We start from the raw sequence: 24505 nt of genomic DNA on the forward strand, positions 1-24505 counted from the left end.
CCCCGGACCTGACCGGTCCGGGGGNTTACGGCGAGCGGAAATCACTCCCACTCGATCGTTCCCGGGGGCTTGCTCGTCACGTCGAGCACCACTCGGTTGACCTCCGTCACCTCATTGGTGATACGAGTGGAGATCCGCTCGAGGGTCTCGTAGGGCAGGCGCGTCCAGTCGGCGGTCATCGCGTCCTCGCTGGAGACCGGACGCAGCACGATCGGGTGTCCGTAGGTGCGGCCGTCGCCCTGCACGCCCACGCTGCGGACGTCGGCGAGCAGCACGACCGGGCACTGCCAGATCTGTCCGTCGAGGCCGGCGGAGGTGAGTTCCTCGCGGGCGATCGAGTCGGCGCGGCGCAGGATCTCGAGGCGTTCGCGGGTGACCTCACCGATGATGCGGATGCCGAGGCCGGGGCCGGGGAACGGCTGGCGGCCGACGATCTCCTCGGGCAGACCGAGCTGACGTCCGACCGCGCGCACCTCGTCCTTGAACAGCAGGCGCAGCGGCTCGACGAGCTCGAACTCGAGGTCCTCGGGAAGTCCACCGACGTTGTGGTGGCTCTTGATGTTCGCGGTGCCGGAACCGCCGCCGGACTCCACGACGTCCGGGTACAGGGTGCCCTGCACGAGGAACTTCACGGTCTCGCCCTTGTCGGCACCCTCGCCGAGCACCTCGGAGACCGCGCCCTCGAAGGAACGGATGAACTCGCGGCCGATGATCTTGCGCTTGGTCTCGGGGTCGGTGACGCCGGCGAGCTCGCGCAGGAAGGTCTCGGACGCGTCGACGGTGACCAGACGGGCACCCGTCGCGGCGACGAAGTCCTTCTCGACCTGCTGCCGTTCGCCCTCGCGCATGAGGCCGTGGTCGACGAACACACAGGTCAGGCGGTCGCCGATGGCGCGCTGCACCAGCGCGGCCGCCACGGCGGAGTCGACGCCGCCGGACAGGCCGCAGATGGCACGACCGTCGCCGATCTGCTCGCGGACCTGCTCGACGAGCGCGTCGGCGATGTTCGCTGCAGTCCAGTCGCCCGGGATTCCGGCGATGTCGTGCAGGAACCGGCTCAGCACCTGCTGGCCGTGGGGCGAGTGCAGCACCTCGGGGTGGTACTGGACACCGGCGAGGCGACGGGCGCGGTCCTCGAACGCCGCGACCGGGGCACCGGCGCTGGTCGCCGTGACCTCGAAGCCCTCGGGGGCCTCGGTGACGCCGTCGCCGTGGCTCATCCAGACGGGCTGCGTCTCGGGCAGACCGTCGTGCAGCACACCTCCGGAGACCGACAGCTCGGTGCGGCCGTACTCGCGCGAGCCGGTGTGCGCGACCGTGCCGCCGAGCGCCTGCGCCATCGCCTGGAAGCCGTAGCAGATGCCGAAGACGGGGACGTCGAGATCGAACAGCGTGGGATCGAGACGCGGTGCGCCCTCCTCGTACACGCTGGCGGGGCCACCGGACAGCACCACCGCGCGCGGGTTCTTCGCCGCGATCTCCTCGACACCGGCCGTGTGGGGCACGACCTCCGAGTAGACGTTGGCCTCACGAACGCGCCGAGCGATCAGCTGCGCGTACTGAGCTCCGAAATCGACGACGACGACCGGTCTGGACTGCTGGCTTTGCGACGACACCCGAACAGTCTAAGCGGCCGCGCCGGGTGTTCCCGACGCGGCCGCTCATCCGATCACTTCCGGGTCGCTACGCGACGCCGCTGTGCTTGACCTCGACGACCGGCAGTCGCAACGCACCGGGTGCGTCGACGGGCACCACGGGGTTCTTCGGTTCGATCGGCGCGATACGACGGTAGGGCTGTCCCTGCTCGGGACGCTGGTCGTCCTCACCCTTGTTGGGCCACAACGACGCAGCGCGTTCAGCCTGCGCCGCGATGGTGAGCGAGGGGTTCACACCGAGGTTCGCGGAGACCGCGGCGCCGTCGACGACGCTCAGCGTCGGGTAGCCGTGGACGCGGTGGTACGGATCGATGACCCCGTGGTCGCGATCGGATCCGATCACGGCGCCACCGAGGAAGTGTGCGGTGAGCGGAATGTTGAAGATCTCACCCCACGTGCCGCCCGCGACACCGTCGATCTTCTCGGCGATGCGGCGCGTGGCCTCGTTGCCGGCCGGGATCCAGGTGGGATTCGGCTGCCCGTGGCCCTGTTTGCTCGTGACCTTGCGGCGGCCCAACACACCCTTGGTCGTGTAGGTGGTGATGGAGTTGTCGAGGTTCTGCATCACCAGCGCGATGATGGTGCGCTCGCTCCACCGGTGCACCGAGAGCATCCGCAGCATCTTCACGGGGTTCCGCACGACCTGCCCGAGGAACTTCACCCAGCGCGGGGTGCGTCCGTCGCCGTCGGTCATGAGGGTCTGCAGCAAGCCCATCGCGTTCGATCCCTTGCCGTACCGCACGGGTTCGATGTGCGTGTCGGGGGTGGGGTGGAACGACGACGTGATCGCGACGCCCTCGGTGAGCTTCAGATCGGGATCGATCCGCATCTTCCCGGCGCCGACGATCGATTCGGAGTTGGTGCGGGTCAGTTCGCCGACCTTGTCGGACAGTTCGGGCAGCGCACCGGTGTCCTTGAGGTGGTGCAGCAGGTGCTGCGTGCCCCACGTTCCGGCGGCAAGGACGACGTGCGCGGCCGAGTAGGTGCGCCGCCGCTTGCGGACCCACGCGCCGGTGCGTTCGGTGATCACGTCCCAGGTGCCGTCGGCGGCCTGACGGAGATCGGTGACGGTGGTCAGCGGGACGATCTCGGCTCCCGCCCGCTCGGCGAGACCCAGATAGTTCTTCACGAGGGTGTTCTTGGCACCGTGGCGGCATCCCGTCATGCACTCACCGCACTCGATGCAGCCGGTGCGGTCGGGACCCACGCCACCGAAGTAGGGATCGGCGACCGTGCGGCCGGGTTCGCCGAAGAACACGCCCACGGGCGTCTGGATGAAGGTCTCGCCGACGCCCATGTCGTCGGCCACCGACTTGATCACCTTGTCGGCGTCGGTCATCCGGCCGTACTGCACCACGCCGAGCATCCGCTTCGCCTGGTCGTAGTACGGGCTCAGTTCGTCCTGCCAGTCGGTGATGTGCGCCCACTGGCGGTCCTCGAAGAACGGCGCCGGAGGCTTGTACAGGGTGTTCGCGTAGTTCAGCGACCCGCCGCCCACGCCGGCACCGGCGAGGATCAGGCAGTCGCGCAGCAGGTGCACGCGCTGAATGCCGAAGCAGCCGAGCTTGGGCGCCCAGAGGAAGCGGCGCAGGTCCCAGCTGGTCTTCGCGAAGTCGGCGTCGGCGTAGCGGCGACCGGCCTCGAGAACGCCGACCTTGTAGCCCTTCTCCACGAGGCGCAACGCCGTGACGCTCCCACCGAAACCCGATCCGACGATCAGGACGTCGTAGTCCGTGACCCGTTGCTTACCCATGGAACCTCCAGCGGCGAGAGTTGTTACCGGCAAGTATGCACTTCGGCGGTGTGACTACAGGCACAGCCCCGACTCTACCCGTTACGTGGAGTTGCATGAAAACGAAGTGTGAGAAAAATCGATGGCCGGTCACCGCGTCCTGCGACGCTGTGACCGGCCATCGGGATGTACCGGGAAGGTCCTTATCCGCGGACCGACAGACCGACCTTCTGGAATTCCTTCAGATCGGAGTATCCGGCCTTCGCCATCGATCGACGCAGGCCGCCCACAAGATTGAGCGAACCGGAGGGGTCATCGGACGGGCCGAACAGCACCCGACCGAGGCCCGGTCGCCCGTGCTCGGCGACCCGGACCGCAGCGCCGCGCGGCATCGACGGATGCCCGGCCACGGACGGCCAGTACCAGCCCTTACCCGCGGCCTCCTCGGCGAGAGCCAGGGGCGCGCCGAGCACTACCGCGTCGGCGCCGCACGCGATCGCCTTCGCGAGGTCGCCGGCGTTCTCGATGTCGCCGTCGGCGAGCACGTGGACGTAACGGCCCCCGGTCTCGTCGAGGTAGTCGCGCCGGGCCGCAGCGGCGTCGGCGATGGCCGTGGCCATCGGGATGCCGATACCGAGCGAGGAGGACGTGGTGGTCGCCTGCTTCGTGGAGCCGAAGCCGACGATGACACCGGCCGCACCCGTGCGCATCAGATGCAGCGCGGTGCGGTGGTCGCTGACACCGCCGGCGATGACCGGCACGTCGAGCTCCGAGATGAACGTCTTGAGGTTCAGCGGCTCGTCCTCACCGTGGGCCACATGCTCGGCCGAGATGATGGTGCCCTGGACGACGAGGAGATCGATGCCCGCCTTCACGAGCTCGGGCGTGAGAGCGCGCGCATTCTGCGGGCTGACGCGGACCGCGGTGGTCACCCCGGCATCCCGCACCTGTGCGACGGCCGCGGCCAGCAGATCGCCCTGCAGCGGAGCCGTGTGCAGTTCCTGCAGGTAACGGACGGCTGCGCGCGGATCCGTGCTCGCGATCTCCGCGAGACGGGTGACGACGGCGTCGACATCGGCATGACGACCCCACAGGCCCTCGCCGTTGATGACACCGAGACCGCCGGCCTTGCCCAGCTCGATCGCGAAGGTGGGCGACACCAGCGCGTCGGTGGGGTGCGCCAGCACCGGGATGTCGAAACGGTAGGCGTCGATCTGCCAGGCCGTCGACACCTCCTTCGACGACCGCGTCCGGCGCGACGGGACGATGTCGACGTCGCCCAGCTCGTACGTACGTCGGGCCGTGCGACCCATGCCGATTTCAACGAGGTCGCGCACGCGCGCCCCTTTCTCCTCTTGGACGATGCTCCCGTCCTAATCGGAACGGGACCCTGCTGCGAACGCGAAAACTACCGGACCACGTAGTTCGGCGCCTCGGCAGTGATCGTGATGTCGTGCGGGTGGCTCTCCTTGAGGCCGGCGGCGGTGATCTGCACGAACTGCGCCTCCTGCAGTTGCTCGATCGTCGTCGCGCCGGCGTAACCCATCGCTGCGCGCAGGCCACCGATGAGCTGGTGCGTGACCTGCTGCAGCGGGCCGCGGAACGGCACGCGTCCCTCGATGCCCTCGGGCACGAGCTTGTCCTCGGAGAGCACGTCGTCCTGGAAGTAGCGGTCCTTCGAGTACGACTTGGCCTCGCCGCGGCTCTGCATCGCGCCCAGCGAGCCCATGCCGCGGTAGCTCTTGAACTGCTTGCCGTTCACCAGGATCAGCTCACCCGGGGACTCCGTGGTGCCGGCGAGCAGCGAACCGAGCATCGCGGTGGACGCACCGGCTGCCAGAGCCTTGGCGACGTCGCCGGAGAACTGCATACCGCCGTCGGCGATGACCGGCACGCCGTGGGCGCGCGCCACCGTGGACGCCTCGAGGATCGCCGTGATCTGCGGCGCGCCGACACCCGCGACGACACGCGTGGTGCAGATCGAGCCGGGGCCGATACCGACCTTGACCGCGTCGACGCCGGCGTTGATGAGCGCCTCGGTGCCCTCGCGGGTCGCGACGTTGCCGCCGATGATCTGCACGCGGTCGCCGACCTCGCTCTTGAGCTTCGAGATCATCGACAGCACGTTGGCCGAGTGGCCGTGGGCGCTGTCGACGACGAGAACGTCGGCTCCGGCATCGACCAGCGTCATGGCGCGGGTCCAGGAGTCGTCGCCGACGCCCACGGCGGCACCGACGAGCAGACGGCCGTCGCGGTCCTTCGTGGCGTTGGGGTGCTGCTCGGTCTTGACGAAGTCCTTGACGGTGATCAGGCCGGTGAGCTTGCCCTGACCGTCGACGATCGGCAGCTTCTCGATCTTGTGGCGACGCAGGAGACCGAGCGCGGCCTCAGCGGTGACGCCTTCGCGGGCCGTGACCAGCGGAGCCTTTGTCATGACCTCGGCGACCGGGCGGTTCTGGTCGACCTCGAAGCGCATGTCGCGGTTGGTGATGATGCCGACGAGCTGACCCTCGTCGTCGGTGACCGGCAGACCCGAGATGCGGAATCGCGCGCACTTCGCGTCGACCTCGGCCAGCGTGTCGGTCGGCTTGCAGGTGACGGGATCGGTGACCATGCCGGCCTCCGACCGCTTGACGGTCTCGACCTGCGCGGCCTGCACCTCGGTGGGCATGTTGCGGTGCAGCACGCCCATACCACCGGCCCGGGCCATCGCGATGGCCATGCGGGACTCGGTGACGGTGTCCATCGCGGAGCTGACCAGCGGGATCCGCAGGCGGATCTCGCGGGTGAGCTGACTCGACGTGTCGACCTGACTCGGGACGACGTCGGAAGCCGCGGGAAGCAGCAGCACGTCGTCGAAGGTCAGACCCAGCATTGCGACCTTGTTCGGGTCGTCACCGCCGGTGTGCACGCGCCCTCCGGTACTACTCATGCGGTTCGGACCCTCCGTGACAGTCGATGGGAGCGGACGGCAGAACCGTCCGACAGCAGGAATGAATGAAGGCTGTGCGCGCTCGTCGCACCGACGGGCGGTTGGAGAGCGGCACGCACCCCTTCATGTTATCTGTTCGGGGAACAAGCTCGGCTCCCACCCTGTTCCCCGGTGTTCGTCACATCACCCCGTGTGATTTCACGGCGTGTCCCCTGGCGACCGCTGGCGCAGACCCCCTCGGTCTGCGTACCGTGGAGTCGTGCGTGATCAGTTGCCTCCCGGACTCCCACCGGACCCGTTCGCAGGAGACCCCGACGATCCGTCCGCAGCGCTGGACGCGATCGAGCCGGGCCAGCCCCTGGATCCTGCGGAGCGGCTCGCGGTGGAAGAGGACCTCGCAGACCTGGCCGTCTACGAGGCGCTGTTGGCTCCCCGCGGCGTCCGCGGACTCGTGGTGTGCTGCGAGGACTGCCACCAGGACCACTACCACGACTGGGACATGCTGCGGGCGAACCTGCTGCAGCTGCTCGTCGACGGCACCGTCAGACCGCACGAGCCCGCCTTCGATCCGTCCCCCGACGCCTACGTCACCTGGGACTACTGCCGCGGCTACGCGGACGCGTCCATGAACGAGGCTCTTCCCGTCGACCCCTACGGTCTGGATTCCTGACCGACTGTTCCCCACGCGGACCACGCATCACGTCACTTCCACGAACGACCCGGGCCCGACAGCACATGCTGCCGGGCCCGNTTCTAGCCGCCTTCCGAAGTGGTCACGGACGCCGGAGCGAAATCTGCTCCCGGTCCGTCCTGCGTCGACCGCGGCGACGATGCCGTCGTCGTCGGAGCGGGAGTCGGGGAAGAAGCCGAGGTCGACGGAGGAGTCTCGCTGGGCACCGACGGACCCGGCGTGCTCGACGGGGGCGGTGGCGCGGTCTGCGACGGCGTCGTGGTGTTCGAAACCGGAGGCGGCGCTTGCAGGATGGTCGGATCCACCGTCGTGGAAGTGGGCGGCACGGTCGTGCCGGTTTCCGCACCGGTCGTCGGGGCAGGCTGCTGCCCATCCGTGCCGGGCGTCGTGACCGGCGGGGGCACGACGGCACCGGGAACCACCGGCACCTCGGGTGCCACCGGCGCTGCCGGCGGCGGAGGCACCTGCGGCACCAACCGGCCGAGTTCCTCGGCGAGGCGTTGCACCCAGTCGCCGAGCGCATCGCGCTCCTCCGCGTCCCGGACGTCGCCCGAACGGGACTCCGCGGACGTCAGCAACTCGCGTGCTTCCTCCGTGTTGCCCTCGGCGATGAGTTGTTCGGCACGCTCCAGGGTCGATGTGGTGTCGATCCGGGCCTCGGTGGATTGCGCCTGCTCACTGAACACGACCTGCTTGACGCCCCACAACGGGTCGCCGGGCTCGGCGCCGTAGGACACGGCGGTCGCGCTGCCGACGGCGATGGCGACGAGCGCTGCTGCACCTGCGAGCGGACGGAGCAACCGGAGTTGCCCCTTCGATCGCGGGCGCAGAGGGGTGACCTCCGGGGCCCGAGCGAGCGTTTCCCGTGTTCCCAGTTCCCGGTGGACGGCGGCGACCACTTCGTCGAGGTCGGGGCCGGCGGGCATCGGTTCGGCGAGGATCTCTGCACGCCAGTCGGCGAGCAGAGTGGCGAGTTCGTACTCCTCGTTGTCCTTCGTCTCGACGAGCCCGTTACCGGAGATCGCATCGATCAGCGCGTCGTCACGACGCACGGCGGCGAGGTCCACGGAGGTTTCGTCGTCGGGAAACTCGTCGTCGAAGCCGTCGCCCGAGAAACGCCCCCTACCCATTCCGCTCACCTGCTCTCGTGACTTCCTTCTTGAGTCTCGCGATGGCCCGGTGCTGGGCCACCCTGATCGCTCCTGCAGTACTACCCACTGCTGCGGCCGTCTCCTCGGCCGACAATCCCATGACGAGACGGAGGATGAGGATCTCGCGCTGCTTCTCCGGGAGGATGCCCAGCAGCTGCTTCATCTGCCGGCCCGCCTCGGAGTTGATCGCGTATTCCTCGGGGCTGTCGTCGAGCGACATCACCTCCGGCACATCCGCCACGGGTTCCGCGCGGTTGCGCGCCGCACTGCGGTGCGCGTCGGCGACCTTGTGAGCAGCGATCCCGTACACGAACGCCATGAAGGGGCGGCCTTGGTCCTGATATCTCGGCAAAGCGGTCATCACGGCCAGGCACACCTCCTGTGCAACGTCGTCTGCAGAGAGCTGGCCGCGCTCTGCAGATCCGACCCGTGCGCGGCAGTACCGCACGACGAGGGGCCGGACACTTGCAAGAACCTGAGCGAGAGCCGCCCGGTCGCCTTGCGCAGCCGCAGCAACCGCGGAGTCCAACTCCTCACCCATAACAGTCATCGATTGCGCAAGTCCTGGCGTTACAGACGGCACCACCCCCCCGGGCGGGCTTCCACCTGACCGTGGAACACCCCCAGAGTAACTACAACGACCGACCGGTCCGGTCACCCCCCGCGCGCGACTGGAACTCAGCAGGCAGACAAGGTCACGAAGCGACCCCCACGCCCCCTGATCACGGTCGCGCAGAAGTCACGGACGCGACCCGCATCGAGGTCACGGACGCGACCCGCATCGAGATCACGGACGCGACCCGCGTCTCTCCCTGCCCCCAGCCCGTCGAGGAGCATCGCCGCGGCCCATTGCAACGGAATGAGTTCGTGTTCCTCCGCGCGCGCGAGGACGTCGGCGGCCAGATCCATAGCCGGACCATGGTCGGGCAGTCCGGTCAAAGAGGCCGACCGCACGAGGTCCGACTTCACGGAGTGCCGGATCGATCCGAAGCCGTCCGCGAGTTCCACCGCGCGGTCCGCCCGGCTGCGCGCACGGGTGAAGTCGCCTGCCGCGAGAGCGGATTCGGCCCCGACCCATGCGAGACGGATCCGCTGTCGCACGAAGGCCTTTTCCCCCGCTTCCGATTCGGCAGCGTCGAGAGCGGCTGCGCATCGGTCGAGCAGCGACCCGCACACCGCGAGACGGCCCCGCCCGAGCGCATCGGCCGCCAACCCCGTGGCGGCGTCACACCATGCAGCGACAACATCGACGTCGCGCCGTGCGGCGACAGTGCCGACGTCGCGCCGTGCGGCGACAGTGTTCCCGGAGCTGGTTCGCAGCGACCCCGCCTCCGCGAGAGCACGTCCGTCCAGGACGGCGGCCGCGCGATGTCCGCCCAACTGACGGAGAAGGGAGGCCTCGGTGCTCGCTCCGAACGACGACCACACTCCTCCGGTTCCACGCACTCGGGCCAGCTCGGCCCGCGCGGCGGCGTAACGTCCCTGCCCACCGAGCGCGACGGCCCGCAACCAGTTCTGTTCGGGTCCGTGCGCGGCAGGGAGCGGATGTGCCCCCGGGGACGAGCCGAAGGCCGCGGCGACCAGGATCGCGTGGCGGTCGGACGGTGTCGGTGCCGTGTGCCGGCGGGCGTCGGAATGTGCCATCGCGGAATCATCGCACCAGCGGATACCGACGATACGCGGGGCTCCGGGCCGACGCCGGGCATTTGTCGGAGAGAAATTATCACCGTGAGCGCAAATAGTCTCGATGATTGGAACGCAGGGACGCACAGAAGACATTTCCGAACATTTTGTTAAACATCGAGTTAAAACATGCGTGGTGCATGTATGGTGCCGCCCCGGACCTCCGAGGCCGCGTCGGAGCCCGCATCCGGCCGCCGAAAGGCCGGGTTACCAGCGAGTAAGGGACCTTTTGCCCACGTCGGGAGCATAAGATACCCCGGATCACCCCCGCCCGCAGCGCACAGGCACGACTCCTCACGAAAGTAAATATTTCCGCGGTTAAATCTTGGCTGTTCGGTTATGGACTATCCCACTCATCGAAAACGTTGACGACGAATCGATACAGATCCTACGGTGAGTTTGTTTGATTCGGATCACAGCGGGAATCCCGATGTGTCCACGGTCCGCTCGCACCATTCACGCGAGCTTGCTGCAAAGGAGTGCCACATGCCCGCACCACACACACTGCCCGGCCCCAACGCGGACCTCTGGGATTGGCAGATGCACGGTAAGTGTCGTGGTGTGGACTCCTCGGTGTTCTTCCACCCCGACGGAGAGCGCGGTCGTGCCCGCGCCCAGCGGGAGAACCGCGCGAAGGAGTTGTGCCGCACCTGCCCCGTGCTGGCCCGTTGCCGCGACCACGCCCTCGCCGTCGCCGAGCCGTACGGCATCTGGGGCGGCATGTCGGAGACCGAGCGGGAGATGTACACGAGGCAACAACGGCGGAAGGTCGCTGTGTGAGGCGGTCACCCGCCCCGTGACGACACCGTCACGGTCGTGACCATGTCAACACCGTCACGGTCGTGATCATGTCGACACGACCGTGACGGTACGACCGGGAGGCCGGTTGGAGGAGTTGCGTCGATACGACGAAGGCCCCGCAGGGAATGCGAACATTCCTTGCGGGGCCTCGCTGTATTCGTGCCGTCCGGAACGACTTTCACGTCCGGCTCGACCTACGGACCCGCCGGGCGGCGGGTCCGCGGCCCTGACCGGTCGCTCAGTGCGCGTGACCGTGGCCGTGCCCGGCCTCGGCCTCTTCCTCCGGCTTGTCGACGACGGCGCTCTCGGTGGTGAGCACCATGCGTGCGACCGAGGCGGCGTTGACGACGGCGGAACGCGTCACCTTCACCGGGTCGACGACGCCCTCGGCGACGAGGTCGCCGTAGGAGAGGGTCGCGGCGTTGAAGCCCTTACCCGTCTCCTCGACCTTGCTCACGACCACCGCACCGTCGATGCCGGCGTTCGTGGCGATCCAGTACAGCGGCGCGGTGAGCGCGGTGCGCAGCGCGGCGACGCCCGTGGCGGCGTCGCCGGAGAGGGACGCCTGGAGCTCTTCGAGCGAGCGTGCGGCCTGTACGAGAGCCGACCCGCCACCGGGGACGATGCCCTCCTCGATGGCCGCCTTCGCGGCGTTGACTGCGTCCTCGACGCGGAACTTGCGCTCCTTGAGGTCCGTTTCGGTCGCCGCACCCACACGGATGACGGCGACGCCACCGGCGAGCTTCGCGAGGCGCTCTTCGAGCTTTTCGCGGTCCCAGTCGGACTCGGTGGCCTCGATCTCACGACGCAGCTGAGCGGCGCGCGCCTCGATGTCCTCGGCGGTACCGGCACCGTCGACGATCGTGGTGCTGTCCTTCGTGACGACGACGCGGCGGGCCGAGCCGAGCAGGTCGAGTCCGGCCTCCTTGAGGGACAGACCCAGATCGGAGTTGATGACCGTACCCGCGGTGACAACGGCGAGGTCTTCGAGGAAGGCCTTCCGGCGATCACCGAAGTACGGAGCCTTGACGGCAACGGCCTTGAGGGTCTTGCGGATCGCGTTGACCACCAGGGTCGACAGCGGCTCGCCCTCGATGTCCTCGGCGATGATCAGGACCGGCTTGCCGGACTCTGCGATCTTCTCGAGGAGCGGGAGGAAGTCGGGAAGCGAGCTGATCTTCTCGCGGTACAGCAGGACGAGCGCGTCCTCGAGGACGGCTTCCTGCGCGTCGATGTCCGTGATGAAGTAGGGCGACAGGAAGCCCTTGTCGAACTGCACGCCCTCGGTGACGACCAGTTCGGTGCTCAGGGTGGAGGATTCCTCGACGGTGACGACACCGTTCTTCCCGACGCGGGTCAGCGCCTCGCCGACCATCTCACCGATCTCCTCGTCGCGCGAGGACACGGTGGCGACCTGCGCGATGGCGGTCTTGCCCTCGACGGGAGTGGCGGCAGCGAGCAGAGCCTCGCTCACCTTGTCCGCACCCTGGGCGATACCGGCACCGAGCGCGATCGGATTGGCGCCTGCGGCAACGTTCTTCAGGCCGGCCTTGACGAGCGCCTGGGCGAGAACGGTCGCGGTGGTGGTGCCGTCACCCGCGACATCGTTGGTCTTGGTCGCGACACTCTTGACGAGCTGGGCGCCGAGGTTCTCGAACGGATCCTCCAGCTCGATCTCACGGGCGATGCTCACACCGTCGTTCGTGACGGTGGGACCACCGAAGGCCTTGGCGAGCACGACGTGCCGGCCACGCGGGCCGAGCGTCACCTTGACGGCGTCGGCCAGCTGGTCGACACCGCGCTCGAGAGCCCGCCGCGCGGTCTCGTTGAACTCGATTTGCTTGGACATGTTCTGCGACTACTCCTGGACTCGGATGTTCCCCAACGTATTCCGCCCCGGGTCCGAAACGGGACACCGGGGCGGAATGCAAGCGGCCTACTTGGCGACGACAGCCAGGACGTCGCGCGCAGACAGGATCAGGTACTCCTCGCCGGCGTACTTGATCTCGGTTCCGCCGTACTTGCTGTAGATGACGACGTCGCCTTCCTTGACGTCCAGCGGGATGCGCTTGTCGCCATCTTCGTCCCAGCGGCCGGGGCCGACGGCGACGACGGTGCCCTCCTGGGGCTTCTCCTTCGCCGTGTCCGGGATGACCAGGCCGGAGGCAGTCGTCGTCTCGGCCTCGTTGGCCTGGACGAGGATCTTGTCCTCGAGCGGCTTGATGTTCACGCTCGCCACGATGAGCCCTCCACTTTCAGGGGTAATGGGGTCCGAGAACCGGTGTTCTCGGACACGGGTGTGTTCAGTCATCACGGTGACTCCGCACGCGTCCCGTCGTCGCGGGTGCCGGGCCGGCGCTCGGTGTCACTAGCACTCTATACACGAGAGTGCCAGCGCTCAAGGGCAACGGGTGCAAACACGCCGACCTGCGTGGAACCCGACGTCATGTTACGGTTGAATAACGGAAACCCATGAGCGTGATCGTTCGGTGACCTCAGCCGAGGTAGGCCCTGGACGCCTGGTCGTCGATCACGCACGGAAGGTGAACAATGCCCACGTCGCTCGGCATCTCCGTCGGCGCCTCCGGCGCCGGCTCGGCCCTGCGCGTCGATGCTGCACACGCGCCCACAACGGAGTTCCGCAGACTCGCCTCCGAGTCGCAGCCCGGGCGCGATCTCGGGGATCTCGTCTTCGACGCCGTCTCGCTCACGTCTCCTCGCGGAACCGCCCGCGGAGCCGACAGTCCCGCCATCATCACGGTCGCGTACCGCACCGAGGAACAGGCGCACGAGATCCGCACGGCCGCCGAGCGGACGGGCCACATGGTCCGCCTCGTTCCGGAGACCACCGCCGCCCTCGAGTGTCTCTACACAGTGGGGGTCCGTCGCGAACCCGGCGCGATCGCGCTCGTGGACATCGGAGCCACCGGCACGACCGTCTCCGTCCTCGACCGCGAGACCGGCACCCTGCTGCGGTCCGCACGTACCGAGACCGTCGGCGGCGACGCCCTGACCGCACGTGTGCTCGATCATGTCCGCAACGCCACCGAGCGGATGCGCACCCGGAGGCAGATCGACCCCGGCCTGCTGGCGGCCCGGTGCCAGGGCGCCCAGGAGGCACTCTCCTCGGCGACGACGACCCGCATCGACATCGCCGAGGCCGGTCCCGACGCGACGGTCACCCTCACCCGAGCGGAACTGGACGAACTGACGACCGATCTCGCCGACGAAGCGGCGGCGTTCACGCGGCGCATCTGCTCGAGCACCGATCCGGTCCCCGAGACCATGGCCCTCATCGGGGGCGCGGCCGCGTCCCCCGTCCTCGCCGCGGCGATCTCGGCGGAGTTCGACGGCGAGATCGTCACCGTCCCCGAACCGGGAGCGGCTGCCGCGATCGGTGCGGCACTGTCGGCCGATTCCCCGTCCTCGGTCGGATACACCGTGGTCGGCGCCCTGTCGCGCACCGGCAACCGGTCCTCGGGTCGTGTCTCCGGTGCGGTCGCCGGGCTCCTGGTGCTCAGTGCGATCATGGCCGGCTTCGCCACCCAGCACTTCACCGAACGCGACAGCAGCGACGCCCAGGTGTCGCCGCGTTTCACGAGCGGCGACGTCCCCACGCAGGAGGCCGGTCCCGGCGAGTCGGCCGTCCCGTCCCACGACCCGCCGCCCGAACCCGTGACGTCCCGGAGCACCCGGGACGCACCCGCGCCGACGACGGTTCCCTGGCCGTTGCCGACCGTCGAGCACACCGTTCCGTCGACCCAAGATCCATGGCCCACTGTGCCCGAGTCGTCGAGCACCACCGTGACGCCCACGCCGATCGATCAGGTGCCGACCCCCGGGTCGACAGCGGAGGAAGAGTCCGACCCGGACCGACCGTTCACGTCGCCGGATTCCGAGACCGCACCGAGGCCCGATCCCGACTCCACGGCTCCGGACACGACCGCTCCGGACACCACGGCTCCCGACACGACGGCTCCCGACACGACGGCTCCCGACACCACCGAGCCGACCACACCGCCGGAGACGACGAGCCCTGCGCCCACCGATCCGGAGACGACCGAACCGAGCACCGGTGTGAGCCCGACACCCCCGTCGACCACCTCGCCGACCGAGACGCCGTCCGCGTCGTCCACCGGCGCATATCCGAACGACCTGTCCTCCACGATCGCGTCCGTCACGGAGGAGGGCACGACCGTGCCGTCCACCGGTCAGACCACGACGGGGGAAACGACCACCGCGGAGACCACCACCGGATCCGGGACCTCGGAGATCGCCCCCACCTAGGCAGCGCGCCCTCCTCGGGTGGGGGTCGGTCGGGAAAGGTCAGGCCACGACCTGCGACACCGACACCGACAGGCCCGGATCCGTCGCAGCGCCCAGCGAGGACGGCTGCGCCCCCGCGGCGATGAGATGCGCGCCCAGCGACGCGATCATGACGCCGTTGTCGGTGCACAGCTTCGGCCGCGGCACGCGCAGGGTAATACCCGCAGCAGTGCACCGTTCCTCGGCGAGTGCGCGCAACCGGCTGTTGGCGGTCGCTCCACCACCGAGGACGAGCGTGTCGACACCGAGATCCTGGGCGGCCCGCACAGCTTTCATGGTGAGAACGTCCGCCACCGCCTCCTGGAAGCTCGCGGCGACATCGGCGACCGGCACCGGCTCGCCCTCACGTTCCTTCGCTTCGACGAAGCGGGCCACCGCGGTCTTGAGACCGGAGAACGAGAAGTCGTGACGCGCGTCGCGCGGACCGGTCATACCCCGCGGAAAGACGACCGCGGAGGGGTCGCCCTGGCGGGCCAGCCTGTCGACCTCGGGACCGCCCGGATAACCGAGCCCCAGCAGTCGCGCGACCTTGTCGAAGGCCTCCCCGGCGGCGTCGTCGACGGTGGTGCCGAGTTCGACGATGGGTTTGCCGAGATGTTCGACGTGCAGCAGGTGGGTGTGACCACCGGAGACGAGCAGCGCCACGCAGGGCGGCATCGGTCCGTGCTCGAGGGTGTCGACCGCGACGTGGCCCGCGAGGTGGTTGATCGCGAAGAACGGCACGTTCCACGCTGCCGCGTAGGCCTTGGCAGCGGCGACACCGACGAGAAGTGCTCCCGCGAGACCCGGCCCGATGGTTACGCACACCGCGTCCGGCTTCTCGATCCCGGCCTCGTCGAGGGCGCGCCGCATCGTCGGCACCATGGCTTCGAGGTGGGCGCGGGATGCGATCTCCGGCACCACACCACCGAAGCGGGCGTGCTCGTCCACGCTCGACGCCACGGCGTCGGCCATCAGCTCGAGGGTGCCGTCACCCACCCAGCGGACGATGCCGACACCGGTCTCGTCGCACGAACTCTCGATGCCCATCACGACGGGGCGCTCGGGCAGCTCGAATCGGGGGCTGGTGGTGCTCACGCCGGTGACTCCTCTCGCGGATCCGGACGACGCATCGTGTACGCGTCCGCGCCGCTCGGCTGGTAGTAACGCTTCCTGGTTCCGACGATCTCGAAGCCCTCGCGCCGGTACAGGGCGATCGCCGCGTCGTTGTCGGTGCGCACCTCGAGGAAGACCGGCCCTCCCCAGCGGTCGGCGACGGCCAGCAACTCCCCCAGGAGGGCTCCGCCGATCCCCCGGCGGCGCGCCACGGGGTCCACACCGATGGTGTGCACCTCGGATTCGGGTTCGATGGCCGTACCGAGTCGCGCGAGTCCCGCGTAACCGATCAGCCGGCCCTGCGGGTCGCGGGCCGCGAAGTAGCGGTTGTGGGGCGAGGCCAGCTCCGAACGGAAGGCGTCGGCGCTCCACGGGTCGTCGCCGGGGAACAGGATCTGTTCGAGTTCGGCGCAGCGGGGTGCATCCTCGGGGCGCAGTGCGTCGATGACGACCGCGTTCTCTGCGGCCGTATTCTCCTCGGGTGTGGCGTTCATGCTCGGCGATTCGCGGTCTCCACCGCGTCGGGGCGGCGCAGGTACAGGGGCACGAGCGGCTCCGGTTCGGCGCCCGCGCGCAGGGCGTCGGCCGCGACTGTCACCAGGCCCGCCGGGGACGGCGTCTGCACGTCCACCGCCGGAAGGTCGAACAGCGCGACGTGCGACGACGAGCCCGCCACCCGCACCGACGGCTCGGCGGGCACGTCGGCGGGCTTGCGCACCTCGGGTCCTTCGACGCGGCGGCCGCCGGAATAGCGTGCCCAGTAGATCTCGCGACGACGGGCGTCGGTGACGACGAGCAGATCGTCGTCCGTACCGTGTTCCCGGTGGACGTCCGCGGCGATCGCGTCGAGGCTGCACACCCCGTGCACGGGGATGCCGAGCGCATCACCGAAGGCCGCAGCAGTGGCCATGCCGACGCGGAGACCCGTGAACGGGCCGGGTCCGATGCCGACGACGATCGCGTCGAGATCGGTGGGGGCAGCGCCGGCCTCGGCGAGGCATTCGAGGATCTGCGGAGTGAGGACTTCGGCGTGCGCTCGCGGATTGTCGAGCACGCGCGCAGCGACCGTCTCGGGTCGGGCATCGTCCCGACCGCGGTCGAGACGGACGACTCCCGAGGTCACGGCGGGGGTGGCGGTATCGACAGCGAGCACGAGCACGATGTACCAGCTTACCCCGCGCGACCTGCCCGGTCGGTGTGCAGTGACGGAAGCCACCGGCATGCGGACTGCCGGTGGCTCAGCCGATCCATTCCCACGAGGCACGGCGGACATCGGTGCCCGGGTCGCGCCGGAGCCGGACCCTCAGATGCCGTTCGGCGAGCTGTTCGACCAAGCCACCGCCCCATTCGACCACCACGACGGTGTCGGTCAGGTCGGTGTCGAGGTCGAGCGCGTCGAGTTCGTCGAGGGCGTTCGGTCCGTCGCCGAGACGGTAGGCGTCGACGTGGACGAGCCCGACCGGTTCGCGTCCCTCCGGACTACCGGGACGGTGTTCGCGGGCGATGACGAAGGTCGGGGAGGTCACGCGTCCCTCCACCCCGAGGCCGGCGGCGATTCCGCGGGTCAGTGACGTCTTTCCCGCGCCGAGCGGCCCGTCGAGCACGACGAGGTCCCCGGCCCGCAGCTCGGCTGCAAGCCTGCGCCCGAACGCCTCGGTGTCCTCCACGGTCGGCAGTTCGATGGTCTGCTCCCCCACCTGCGGCCCACTCGATTGCGAATCACCCAATTGCGATCTGCCTTCCGTTCACTCCCTGCGTGAAACTCCGCTGGATCAGACGATCGAGGGCACGGTCGACCACCTCGGGGAACTCCAGCTGCACGAGGTGCCCGGCACCACGTACCCGCTTGAGTTCGACATCGGGCAGCTGCTCCGCCAGCGCCTCGGAACTCGCGTACGGGATGACCATGTCGGCGTCGCCGGACAGCACCAGCACGGGCACGGTGCCCAGGACCGGAAGCGCCGCGGACTCGTCGTGCAGTTCGAGGGTGCGGAGGAAGTTGACGATGGTGAGCACCGACGTCTCGTCGAGCATCCGGTCGGACAACTTCACCAGGCGGGGGCTCACGACCGTGCCGTAGGACGCCGCACGCAGGATCGGCGTCACGACGGCACGGGCCGCGCCGCGCGCGAACTGCACGAATCCCGGTGCGGTACGCGCCGCGTACCGGAACGCGTCGATCACCGGGTTCTCGAGATTGCGTCCGATACCGGTCTTGCTGAGCCCTGCCGCGGTGGTCGCCAGCAGACCGACGCCCACGATGCGTTCACCGAACAGGTCGGGCCGCTGGGAGGCGAGCGCGATCGCGGTCATGCCGCCCATCGAGTGGCCCACCACCACCACCGGACCGGTGGGCGCGACTTCGTCGATCACCCGGCCCAGGTCGCGGCCGAGCTGCGCGATGGTGCACGTCGCGGCACCGGAGAAACCGGATTCGCCGTGACCACGCTGGTCGTAGAAGACGGCACGCACGTCACGCCCCCACTGTTCGCGCAGGTGGCGGTACTGCATATGCCAGGCCTGCATGCGCAGGCAGTAGCCGTGGACGAACACGACGGTGAGCCGAGCCAGGGCCGAGCCGCTCTCGCGGACCACGAGCGGGACACCGTCCTCGGTGGTCACGATGCGGCGCGGGAGCCGGAGGATCTCGTCGAAGTCCTCGTTCTGATAGATCTCATGGGCGGGCGCGCCCGCGGTCTTGACCGCGTACAGTCCCGCCGACGATGCGAGCGTCGCAAGGCTCGCACCGAGGAGTCCCATCCTGTTCACGAGTGACATGACGTCACGCTCCCTTCGCTCCGACATAGGTCCGGACGGTCCGTCCGCCGATGCCGGTCACGATCTCGTAGTTGATCGTGCCCAGCTTGTCCGCCCAGTCCTGGGCGTTCGGCTCTCCGTGACGCCCGTCACCGAAGAACAACACCTCGTCGCCCTCGCTTACTCCTGCCCCATCGGGGCCGAGGTCGACGACGACCTGATCCATGCACACGCGCCCGATCTGCGGGCACCGGCGCCCGCCGAGCTGCACCTCGATGCGCCCGCTGAGATTGCGGCGGATCCCGTCCGCATATCCCATGGGCAGCAGCGCCACCGTCGTATCCGCGGGAGCAGTCCAGGTGTGCCCGTAGGACACCCCGTCTCCCGCCTTCACCTTCTTCACCAGCACCACCCTCGCCCGCACGGTCATCACCGGCCGGAAGCCCAGGTCGCCGAGTTCCGGGATCGGTGTCAACCCGTACATCGCAATTCCGGGCCGAACCATGTCGAATCGCAGGTCGGGACGGGTGACGGTGGCCGCGGAATTCGACAGGTGCACCACTTCGGGAGCCAGATGGTGCCGCCGCAGATCCGCGACGGCCTCGCTCAGCCGGTCGCGCTGCTCGGCGTTGCCCGGATGCTCGGGTTCGTCGCCGTGGGCGAGGTGCGAAAAGGCTCCACGCAGCCGCACGACACCTTCGGCCTGTGCCCGGCCCAGGTCGCGCACCATGTCGTCCCACTCGTCGACGGCGACACCGTTGCGGTTGAGGCCGGTGTCGACCTTGACCGTGACGGTCGCGGTGACCCCGACCTGCCGCGCCGCCTCGACGACGGCCGCTAGATGCCGCGGCGAGGACACGCCCAGTTCGATCCCGGCCTCGACGGCGGGAGCGAAATCGGAGTCGGCGGTGTGCAGCCACGACAGGATCGGAGCCTCGATACCCGCGGCGCGGAGTTCGAGGGCCTCGCCGAGCGTCGTCACACCCAGTTCGCGGGCGCCTGCGGCGAGCGCGGCACGCGCGACCGGCACGGCCCCGTGGTTGTAGGCGTCGGCTTTGACGACGGCCATGACCGCAGCGGGACCCGCGTACTCCCGGAGCGCTCGTACGTTCTCCGCCACGGCATCGAGATCGATGAGGGCTTCGGCTTGGGGAAGGACGGTACGTGCAGGTCGCGGGGTGCGTTGGGTCGTGGTCACGTCTGTCGATCCTGCCACTGCGCCGTCGGACGTCGACGTCGTGTCCCCGTGTACCACGTCACGATTCGGCAATGTGGGTGCGCAACAGACGAATCGAGTCGCCGAGTCGCGAGAGGATCGCGCTCGCCGAGGTCGGCGCCGCTCCAGGGGACTCGGGGTCCTGCGCGGCCAGGTTCGCGGCGAGGGCGTGGGCCCGAGCACCGGCCGCCGCGGCCAGGTCCACCGGCATGCCCGACGAGAGCAACGACCCGATGACACCGGCCAACACGTCCCCGGCACCCGCGGTCGACGCCCACGAACCGCCCGCATCGTTGACGAAGACGTGCCCGTCGGGCCGTGCCACGAGCGTCGCGCGCCCCTTGAGCAGCACGTGCACTCCCCAGTCGGCGGCGAGGGAACGTACCGCCGCGACCCGGTCCGGTTCGGGGCGGTTCCCGGTCAGGCGTGCGAACTCGCCGGCGTGCGGGGTGAGCAGGGTGTGCGCGGACCGGCCCCGCACGAGACCGGGTTCGCGGGCGAGGAGCGTGAGTCCGTCGGCGTCGACGAGCACCGGCAGGTCGGTGGCGAGGATGTCGCGCAGGTTCGCGCAGGCCTCATCGTCGGTACCGGCACCCGGCCCCACGACCCAGGCCTGCACCCGCCCGGTCTCGGCCACCGAGGGCGACACGACGACCTCGGGGAACCGCGCGAGCACCTCGGAGGCACCCGACCCGGCGTAGCGCACCATGCCGGAGGTCGCGGCGACGGCCGCTCCCGTGCACAGCACACCCGCCCCCGGATACCGGGCGCTGCCGGCACGGACACCCACCACACCCTGGGAGTACTTGTCGTCCTCGGCGCCGGGCACCGGCCAGATCGCGCCGATCTCGGACGGTTCCGCCGCGACCAGCCCGGCCTCCGGGAGTGTGAGTCCGATGTCGACGAGTTCGACGCGACCGCAGCGCGTGGCGCCGAGTGCATGGACCGGCTTGTAGGCGCCGAAGGTGACGGTCACCGCGGCCCTGATCGCCGGTCCGTCGACGGCACCGGTATCGGGGCCGACACCGCTCGGGATGTCGACGGCGATGATCGGCGCGGTGATCTCGTCCACGAGCGCGGCCGCCGCCGGTCGCAGCGGGCCGCGCCCGGAGATGCCGACGATGCCGTCGAGCACGAGGTCCGGGTCGCCGAGGTGCTCTGGAGTCGCCGGGACGATCCGCCCGCCGGCCTTCCGCAGTGCCCGCAGACCCGCGGGGTGCGCCCGGTCGGGGTCGAGCAGCAGTGCAGTGACGGACACGCCCCGCCGGCGCAGGAAGGTTCCCGCCCACAGCGCGTCGCCGCCGTTGTCGCCGGACCCGACGAGCAGGCTCACCCGCCGACCGGCGATCCCACCGGTGCGTTCACGCAGTTCGGAAGCCACGACCCGCGCGAGTCCGTAGGCCGCGCGCCGCATGAGGGTTCCCTCGGGGAGAGACTCCAGCAGCGGCGCCTCCGCCGCGCGGACCACGTCGGACGGGTGAAAACTGCGCATCGTCCCTCCTGCACCGGCGGGTGGGTCGCTATTCGACGGTGACCGACTTGGCGAGGTTGCGGGGCTTGTCGACGTCGTAACCACGGGCCTGCGCGACCTCCGCGGCGAAGACCTGCAACGGCACCGTCGACAACAACGGCTGCAGCAGCGACGCCGACGACGGGATCTCGACGAGGTGATCGGCGAACGGCCGGACCGTCTCGTCGCCCTCCTCGGCGATGACGACGGTGACGGCCCCGCGGGCCTGGATCTCGCGGATGTTGCTGAGCAGCTTGCTGTGCAGCACGGCGCGGCCCTTCGGCGACGGCATCACGACGATGACGGGCAGCCCGTCCTCGATCAGCGCGATCGGGCCGTGCTTGAGCTCACCGGCCGCAAAACCCTCGGCGTGCATGTACGCCAGCTCCTTGAGCTTGAGCGCACCCTCGAGCGCGACCGGGTAGCCCACGTGCCGACCCAGGAACAGCACGGCCGGCGAGGCCGACAGCTCCCGCGCCAGCGCCCGCACCGGCTCCATGCCGGTCAGCAGCTCGGCGATCTTCTCCGGCATCGCCGCCAGATCCTGGTACTCGCGGGCCACCTCGTCGGGATACTTCGTGCCGCGCGCCTGCGCCAGCGCCAGACCCACGAGGTAGTTCGCGGCCATCTGCGCCAGGAACGCCTTCGTCGACGCCACACCGATCTCCGGGCCGGTGCGGGTGTAGAGCACCGCGTCGGCCTCCCGCGGGATCTGCGCGCCGTTGGTGTTGCACACCGCCAGCACCCGCGCCTTCTGATCCTTGGCGTGCCGGACCGCTTCGAGGGTGTCGGCGGTCTCCCCGGACTGCGAGATCGCCACGACCAGCGTGGACCGGTCGAGCACCGGATCGCGGTAGCGGAACTCCGAGGCCAGCTCGACCTCGACGGGCAGGCGGGTCCAGTGCTCGATCGCGTACTTGGCGACCAGGCCCGAGTGGTACGAGCTGCCGCAGGCGACGACGAACACCTTGTCGATGTCGCGCAGTTCCTGATCGGACAGGCGCTGCTCGTCGAGCACGATGCACCCGTCGACGAAGTGACCGCGCAGGGTGTCGGCGACCGCGGCCGGCTGCTCCTCGATCTCCTTGAGCATGAAGTAGTCGTGGCCGCCCTTCTCGGCGGCGGCGAGATCCCAGTCGATGGTGAACGGACGCGTCGCCACGTCGGTGTTGCCGTCGAAGTCGGTGACCTCGTAGGAGTTGTTCGTGATCACCACGACCTGGTCCTGACCGAGCTCGACCGCCTCCCGGGTGAACTCGATGAACGCCGCGACGTCCGAGGCGATGAACATCTCACCGTCGCCGACCCCGACGACCAGCGGCGTCGACCGGCGCGCCGCGACGATCGTGCCCGGATGATCGGCGTGGGCGAAGACCAGTGTGAACGCACCCTGCAGCCGGCGCAGCACACTGCGGGCGCTGTCGACGAAGTTGCCCGCCGTCGGACCCTCGGCGTAGGCGCGGGCCACCAGATGCACCGCGACCTCGGTGTCGGTGTCGCTGGCCAGCTCCACACCCGACTTCTCGAGCTCCTCACGCAGCGGCGCGAAGTTCTCGATGATGCCGTTGTGCACCACCGCGACCTTGCCGGTCGCGTCGCGATGCGGATGCGCATTGCGGTCGGTGGGACGACCGTGGGTGGCCCACCGGGTATGCCCCATCCCCGCGGTACCGGCGAAGTGCTCCTCGCCGATCTCGGCGAGCTCGGCCTCCAGATTGACCAGCCGCCCCGCCTTCCGCTCGACGGCCAGACCACCCTTGCCGTCGAGGATGGCGATTCCCGCCGAGTCGTAACCCCGGTACTCCATCCGCCGCAGCGCTTCCACCACGACGTCGAGAGCACGACGGTGCCCGACATAGCCCACGATTCCGCACATGCCTAGCAGGGTACTGGTCGACCCCCGCTCGGGAACAACACACCGGTGAGCCCGTACACCTGCATCGGGGCACGCCGTCCGGTACGCACCGACCCCGGCGGGCAGCGCCATCCGCTAACGTTCAGGCCGTGGCGGCGAACCCCAAGAAACTGGCTCAGGAACTCTCCCGGCGCGGCCCGCACTCGGTGCTGCGCGGCGACCTGGCGCTCGCCGGTCAGCCGGGTGTCGTGTACACCCCCGCGGAAGGCTTCGACCTGCCCGCGATCGCGTTCGGGCACGGCTGGCTCACCGGGGTCACGAAGTACACGAAGCTCTTCGAGCACCTCGCGTCCTGGGGAATCGTGGTGGGCGCACCCAACACCGAACGCGGACCGGTGCCGTCGACGATCGGCTTGTCGACCGACCTGCTCACCACCCTCGACATCTGCACCGGCGTGCGTCTCGGTACCGGGCGGATCAGTGTCCATCCGTCGAAGCTCGCGCTGGTGGGCCACGGCTCGGGTGCCGGGGCGGCGGTGCTCGCCGCTGCGAGGCGTGAGGTCGCGGCCGTCGCCGCGCTCTACCCCTCGCCCGTCTCCCCCGCTGCCTCCGAAGCCGCGGGCCGCGTGCGGGCACCGGGCCTCGTCCTCGTCGGCGAGAAGAGCATCGGGTCGATGACCAGCGACGCCGTCGCGGTCGCCCGGGGCTGGGGCAGCGACGACGTGCAGCTGCGGGTCGTCGAGAAGGCGAACGACGAAGGACTCGTCGAGGGGCGCCGCCTGCTCGGAGCGCTCGGCGTCGGTGGTGCCGAGCGTCGCACCCAGGAACGCACTCGTGCGCTGCTCACCGGCTTCCTGCTGCACCGTCTCACGGGCGACAAGACGTACGCGATCTTCTCCGACCTCACCACGGAGCTGCCCGGCTCCACGGTGATCTCCGACCCCGACGTCGTCGATCGCGATCTCGGCACGCAGGTCAACCTGCTCCTCGGGCGCTGACGTTCCGTCGTTCGCGTCACAGCGGTCCGGCTTCCGCGAGCACGACTCCTGCACCGCCCTCGTCGTTCTCGTCCTGCCGGCGGTCGGCCTCGACCGGTCCTGG

Annotated in this window: 21 protein-coding genes; 4 read left to right on the forward strand and 17 right to left on the reverse strand. The window is 69.4% G+C overall.

The features are described 5' to 3' along the window. Positions 1–41 precede the first annotated feature (41 nt). The 4 genes from guaA to guaB all read right to left on the reverse strand — a co-directional run bounded on the left by guaA (position 42) and on the right by guaB (position 6319). Entirely contained in the window at positions 42–1616 is a 1575-nt protein-coding gene (gene guaA / locus QR64_RS08545) for a glutamine-hydrolyzing GMP synthase (RefSeq protein WP_039584863.1), read from the reverse strand. A gap of 67 nt (positions 1617–1683) precedes the next feature. After that, positions 1684–3408, reverse strand: a complete 1725-nt coding sequence (locus tag QR64_RS08550; protein WP_024101588.1) for a GMC oxidoreductase — start codon at positions 3406–3408, stop codon at positions 1684–1686. A 182-nt stretch (positions 3409–3590) separates the two neighbouring features. Beyond that, the gene (locus QR64_RS08555; RefSeq protein WP_039584864.1) at positions 3591–4724 is read right to left on the reverse strand and encodes a GuaB3 family IMP dehydrogenase-related protein; all 1134 of its coding nucleotides are present in this window, start codon (positions 4722–4724) and stop codon (positions 3591–3593) included. Between the two features lie 71 nt (positions 4725–4795). Continuing rightward, on the reverse strand, positions 4796–6319 hold the full coding sequence (guaB, locus tag QR64_RS08560; RefSeq protein WP_033097050.1) for an IMP dehydrogenase: 1524 nt from the start codon (positions 6317–6319) through the stop codon (positions 4796–4798). A gap of 259 nt (positions 6320–6578) precedes the next feature. On the opposite strand from guaB, the gene QR64_RS08565 reads away from it, so the two are divergent. Next, the gene (locus QR64_RS08565; protein WP_006550077.1) at positions 6579–6989 is read left to right on the forward strand and encodes a DUF5319 domain-containing protein; all 411 of its coding nucleotides are present in this window, start codon (positions 6579–6581) and stop codon (positions 6987–6989) included. An 83-nt stretch (positions 6990–7072) separates the two neighbouring features. Here the strand turns inward: QR64_RS08565 and QR64_RS08570 are convergent, their stop codons facing one another. The 3 genes from QR64_RS08570 to QR64_RS08580 form a co-directional block, all read right to left on the reverse strand. Then, positions 7073–8140: an anti-sigma-D factor RsdA gene (locus tag QR64_RS08570; RefSeq protein WP_039584866.1), complete on the reverse strand. Its 1068-nt coding sequence runs from the start codon at positions 8138–8140 to the stop codon at positions 7073–7075. Then, positions 8133–8711 (reverse strand): sigma-70 family RNA polymerase sigma factor, encoded by a 579-nt coding sequence (locus tag QR64_RS08575; RefSeq protein ID WP_019288580.1) that lies wholly within the window; start codon positions 8709–8711, stop codon positions 8133–8135. Before QR64_RS08575 ends, QR64_RS08570 begins: the two co-directional genes overlap by 8 nt. Positions 8712–8839: 128 nt before the next feature. Then, positions 8840–9805 (reverse strand): hypothetical protein, encoded by a 966-nt coding sequence (locus QR64_RS08580; RefSeq protein ID WP_052227247.1) that lies wholly within the window; start codon positions 9803–9805, stop codon positions 8840–8842. 525 nt (positions 9806–10330) lie between these two features. Here QR64_RS08580 and QR64_RS08585 point away from each other — a divergent pair. Continuing rightward, positions 10331–10624: a WhiB family transcriptional regulator gene (locus tag QR64_RS08585; protein WP_039584868.1), complete on the forward strand. Its 294-nt coding sequence runs from the start codon at positions 10331–10333 to the stop codon at positions 10622–10624. Between the two features lie 259 nt (positions 10625–10883). Here QR64_RS08585 and groL read toward each other — a convergent pair whose 3' ends face one another. Then, a complete protein-coding gene (groL, locus tag QR64_RS08590; protein WP_006550072.1) occupies positions 10884–12494 on the reverse strand; it encodes a chaperonin GroEL in 1611 nt (536 codons plus the stop codon). Between the two features lie 87 nt (positions 12495–12581). After that, a complete protein-coding gene (gene groES / locus QR64_RS08595; RefSeq protein ID WP_006550071.1) occupies positions 12582–12884 on the reverse strand; it encodes a co-chaperone GroES in 303 nt (100 codons plus the stop codon). Positions 12885–13195: 311 nt separating this feature from the next. Here groES and QR64_RS08600 point away from each other — a divergent pair, with 311 nt between their 5' ends. Next, complete coding sequence (locus QR64_RS08600; RefSeq protein WP_039584870.1) at positions 13196–14932, forward strand: Hsp70 family protein; 1737 nt, start codon at positions 13196–13198, stop codon at positions 14930–14932. Positions 14933–14971: 39 nt separating this feature from the next. Here the strand turns inward: QR64_RS08600 and tsaD are convergent, their stop codons facing one another. The 8 genes from tsaD to glmS form a co-directional block, all read right to left on the reverse strand. After that, on the reverse strand, positions 14972–16000 hold the full coding sequence (tsaD, locus tag QR64_RS08605) for a tRNA (adenosine(37)-N6)-threonylcarbamoyltransferase complex transferase subunit TsaD (protein WP_039584924.1): 1029 nt from the start codon (positions 15998–16000) through the stop codon (positions 14972–14974). A 44-nt stretch (positions 16001–16044) separates the two neighbouring features. After that, a complete protein-coding gene (gene rimI / locus QR64_RS08610) occupies positions 16045–16560 on the reverse strand; it encodes a ribosomal protein S18-alanine N-acetyltransferase (RefSeq protein WP_006550067.1) in 516 nt (171 codons plus the stop codon). After that, positions 16557–17225, reverse strand: coding sequence for a tRNA (adenosine(37)-N6)-threonylcarbamoyltransferase complex dimerization subunit type 1 TsaB (gene tsaB, locus QR64_RS08615; protein WP_006550066.1), 669 nt, complete (start codon positions 17223–17225; stop codon positions 16557–16559). Before tsaB ends, rimI begins: the two co-directional genes overlap by 4 nt. 79 nt (positions 17226–17304) lie before the next feature. Further along, positions 17305–17763, reverse strand: coding sequence for a tRNA (adenosine(37)-N6)-threonylcarbamoyltransferase complex ATPase subunit type 1 TsaE (gene tsaE, locus QR64_RS08620; protein WP_006550065.1), 459 nt, complete (start codon positions 17761–17763; stop codon positions 17305–17307). 22 nt (positions 17764–17785) lie between these two features. Continuing rightward, positions 17786–18844: an alpha/beta fold hydrolase gene (locus QR64_RS08625; protein ID WP_006550064.1), complete on the reverse strand. Its 1059-nt coding sequence runs from the start codon at positions 18842–18844 to the stop codon at positions 17786–17788. A gap of 4 nt (positions 18845–18848) precedes the next feature. After that, a complete protein-coding gene (gene alr / locus QR64_RS08630) occupies positions 18849–20021 on the reverse strand; it encodes an alanine racemase (protein ID WP_039584927.1) in 1173 nt (390 codons plus the stop codon). Positions 20022–20079: 58 nt separating this feature from the next. Beyond that, positions 20080–21531 (reverse strand): bifunctional ADP-dependent NAD(P)H-hydrate dehydratase/NAD(P)H-hydrate epimerase, encoded by a 1452-nt coding sequence (locus QR64_RS08635; RefSeq protein WP_039584872.1) that lies wholly within the window; start codon positions 21529–21531, stop codon positions 20080–20082. Positions 21532–21559: 28 nt separating this feature from the next. Continuing rightward, complete coding sequence (gene glmS / locus QR64_RS08640; protein WP_006550061.1) at positions 21560–23425, reverse strand: glutamine--fructose-6-phosphate transaminase (isomerizing); 1866 nt, start codon at positions 23423–23425, stop codon at positions 21560–21562. Between the two features lie 128 nt (positions 23426–23553). On the opposite strand from glmS, the gene QR64_RS08645 reads away from it, so the two are divergent. Next, positions 23554–24402 carry a hypothetical protein gene (locus tag QR64_RS08645; protein ID WP_019288586.1) on the forward strand — a complete coding sequence of 283 codons (849 nt, stop codon included), beginning with the start codon at positions 23554–23556 and terminating at the stop codon, positions 24400–24402. The last annotated feature ends 103 nt before the right edge of the window (positions 24403–24505 follow it).

This window comes from Rhodococcus sp. Chr-9, assembly GCF_000801125.1.
Classification (GTDB): domain Bacteria; phylum Actinomycetota; class Actinomycetes; order Mycobacteriales; family Mycobacteriaceae; genus Rhodococcus; species Rhodococcus pyridinivorans.

Bases quoted from the DNA above. Each gene is read 5' to 3' on its own strand.
- QR64_RS08550 (WP_024101588.1), bottom strand. From the start codon at position 3,408: ATGGGTAAGCAACGGGTCACGGACTACGACGTCCTGATCGTCGGATCG.
- guaB (WP_033097050.1), bottom strand. From the start codon at position 6,319: ATGAGTAGTACCGGAGGGCGCGTGCACACCGGCGGTGACGACCCGAAC.
- QR64_RS08570 (WP_039584866.1), bottom strand. From the start codon at position 8,140: ATGGGTAGGGGGCGTTTCTCGGGCGACGGCTTCGACGACGAGTTTCCC.
- QR64_RS08575 (WP_019288580.1), bottom strand. From the start codon at position 8,711: ATGACTGTTATGGGTGAGGAGTTGGACTCCGCGGTTGCTGCGGCTGCG.
- QR64_RS08580 (WP_052227247.1), bottom strand. From the start codon at position 9,805: ATGGCACATTCCGACGCCCGCCGGCACACGGCACCGACACCGTCCGAC.
- QR64_RS08585 (WP_039584868.1), top strand. From the start codon at position 10,331: ATGCCCGCACCACACACACTGCCCGGCCCCAACGCGGACCTCTGGGAT.
- groL (WP_006550072.1), bottom strand. From the start codon at position 12,494: ATGTCCAAGCAAATCGAGTTCAACGAGACCGCGCGGCGGGCTCTCGAG.
- QR64_RS08600 (WP_039584870.1), top strand. From the start codon at position 13,196: ATGCCCACGTCGCTCGGCATCTCCGTCGGCGCCTCCGGCGCCGGCTCG.
- tsaD (WP_039584924.1), bottom strand. From the start codon at position 16,000: ATGGGCATCGAGAGTTCGTGCGACGAGACCGGTGTCGGCATCGTCCGC.
- rimI (WP_006550067.1), bottom strand. From the start codon at position 16,560: ATGAACGCCACACCCGAGGAGAATACGGCCGCAGAGAACGCGGTCGTC.
- QR64_RS08625 (WP_006550064.1), bottom strand. From the start codon at position 18,844: ATGTCACTCGTGAACAGGATGGGACTCCTCGGTGCGAGCCTTGCGACG.
- QR64_RS08635 (WP_039584872.1), bottom strand. From the start codon at position 21,531: ATGCGCAGTTTTCACCCGTCCGACGTGGTCCGCGCGGCGGAGGCGCCG.
- glmS (WP_006550061.1), bottom strand. From the start codon at position 23,425: ATGTGCGGAATCGTGGGCTATGTCGGGCACCGTCGTGCTCTCGACGTC.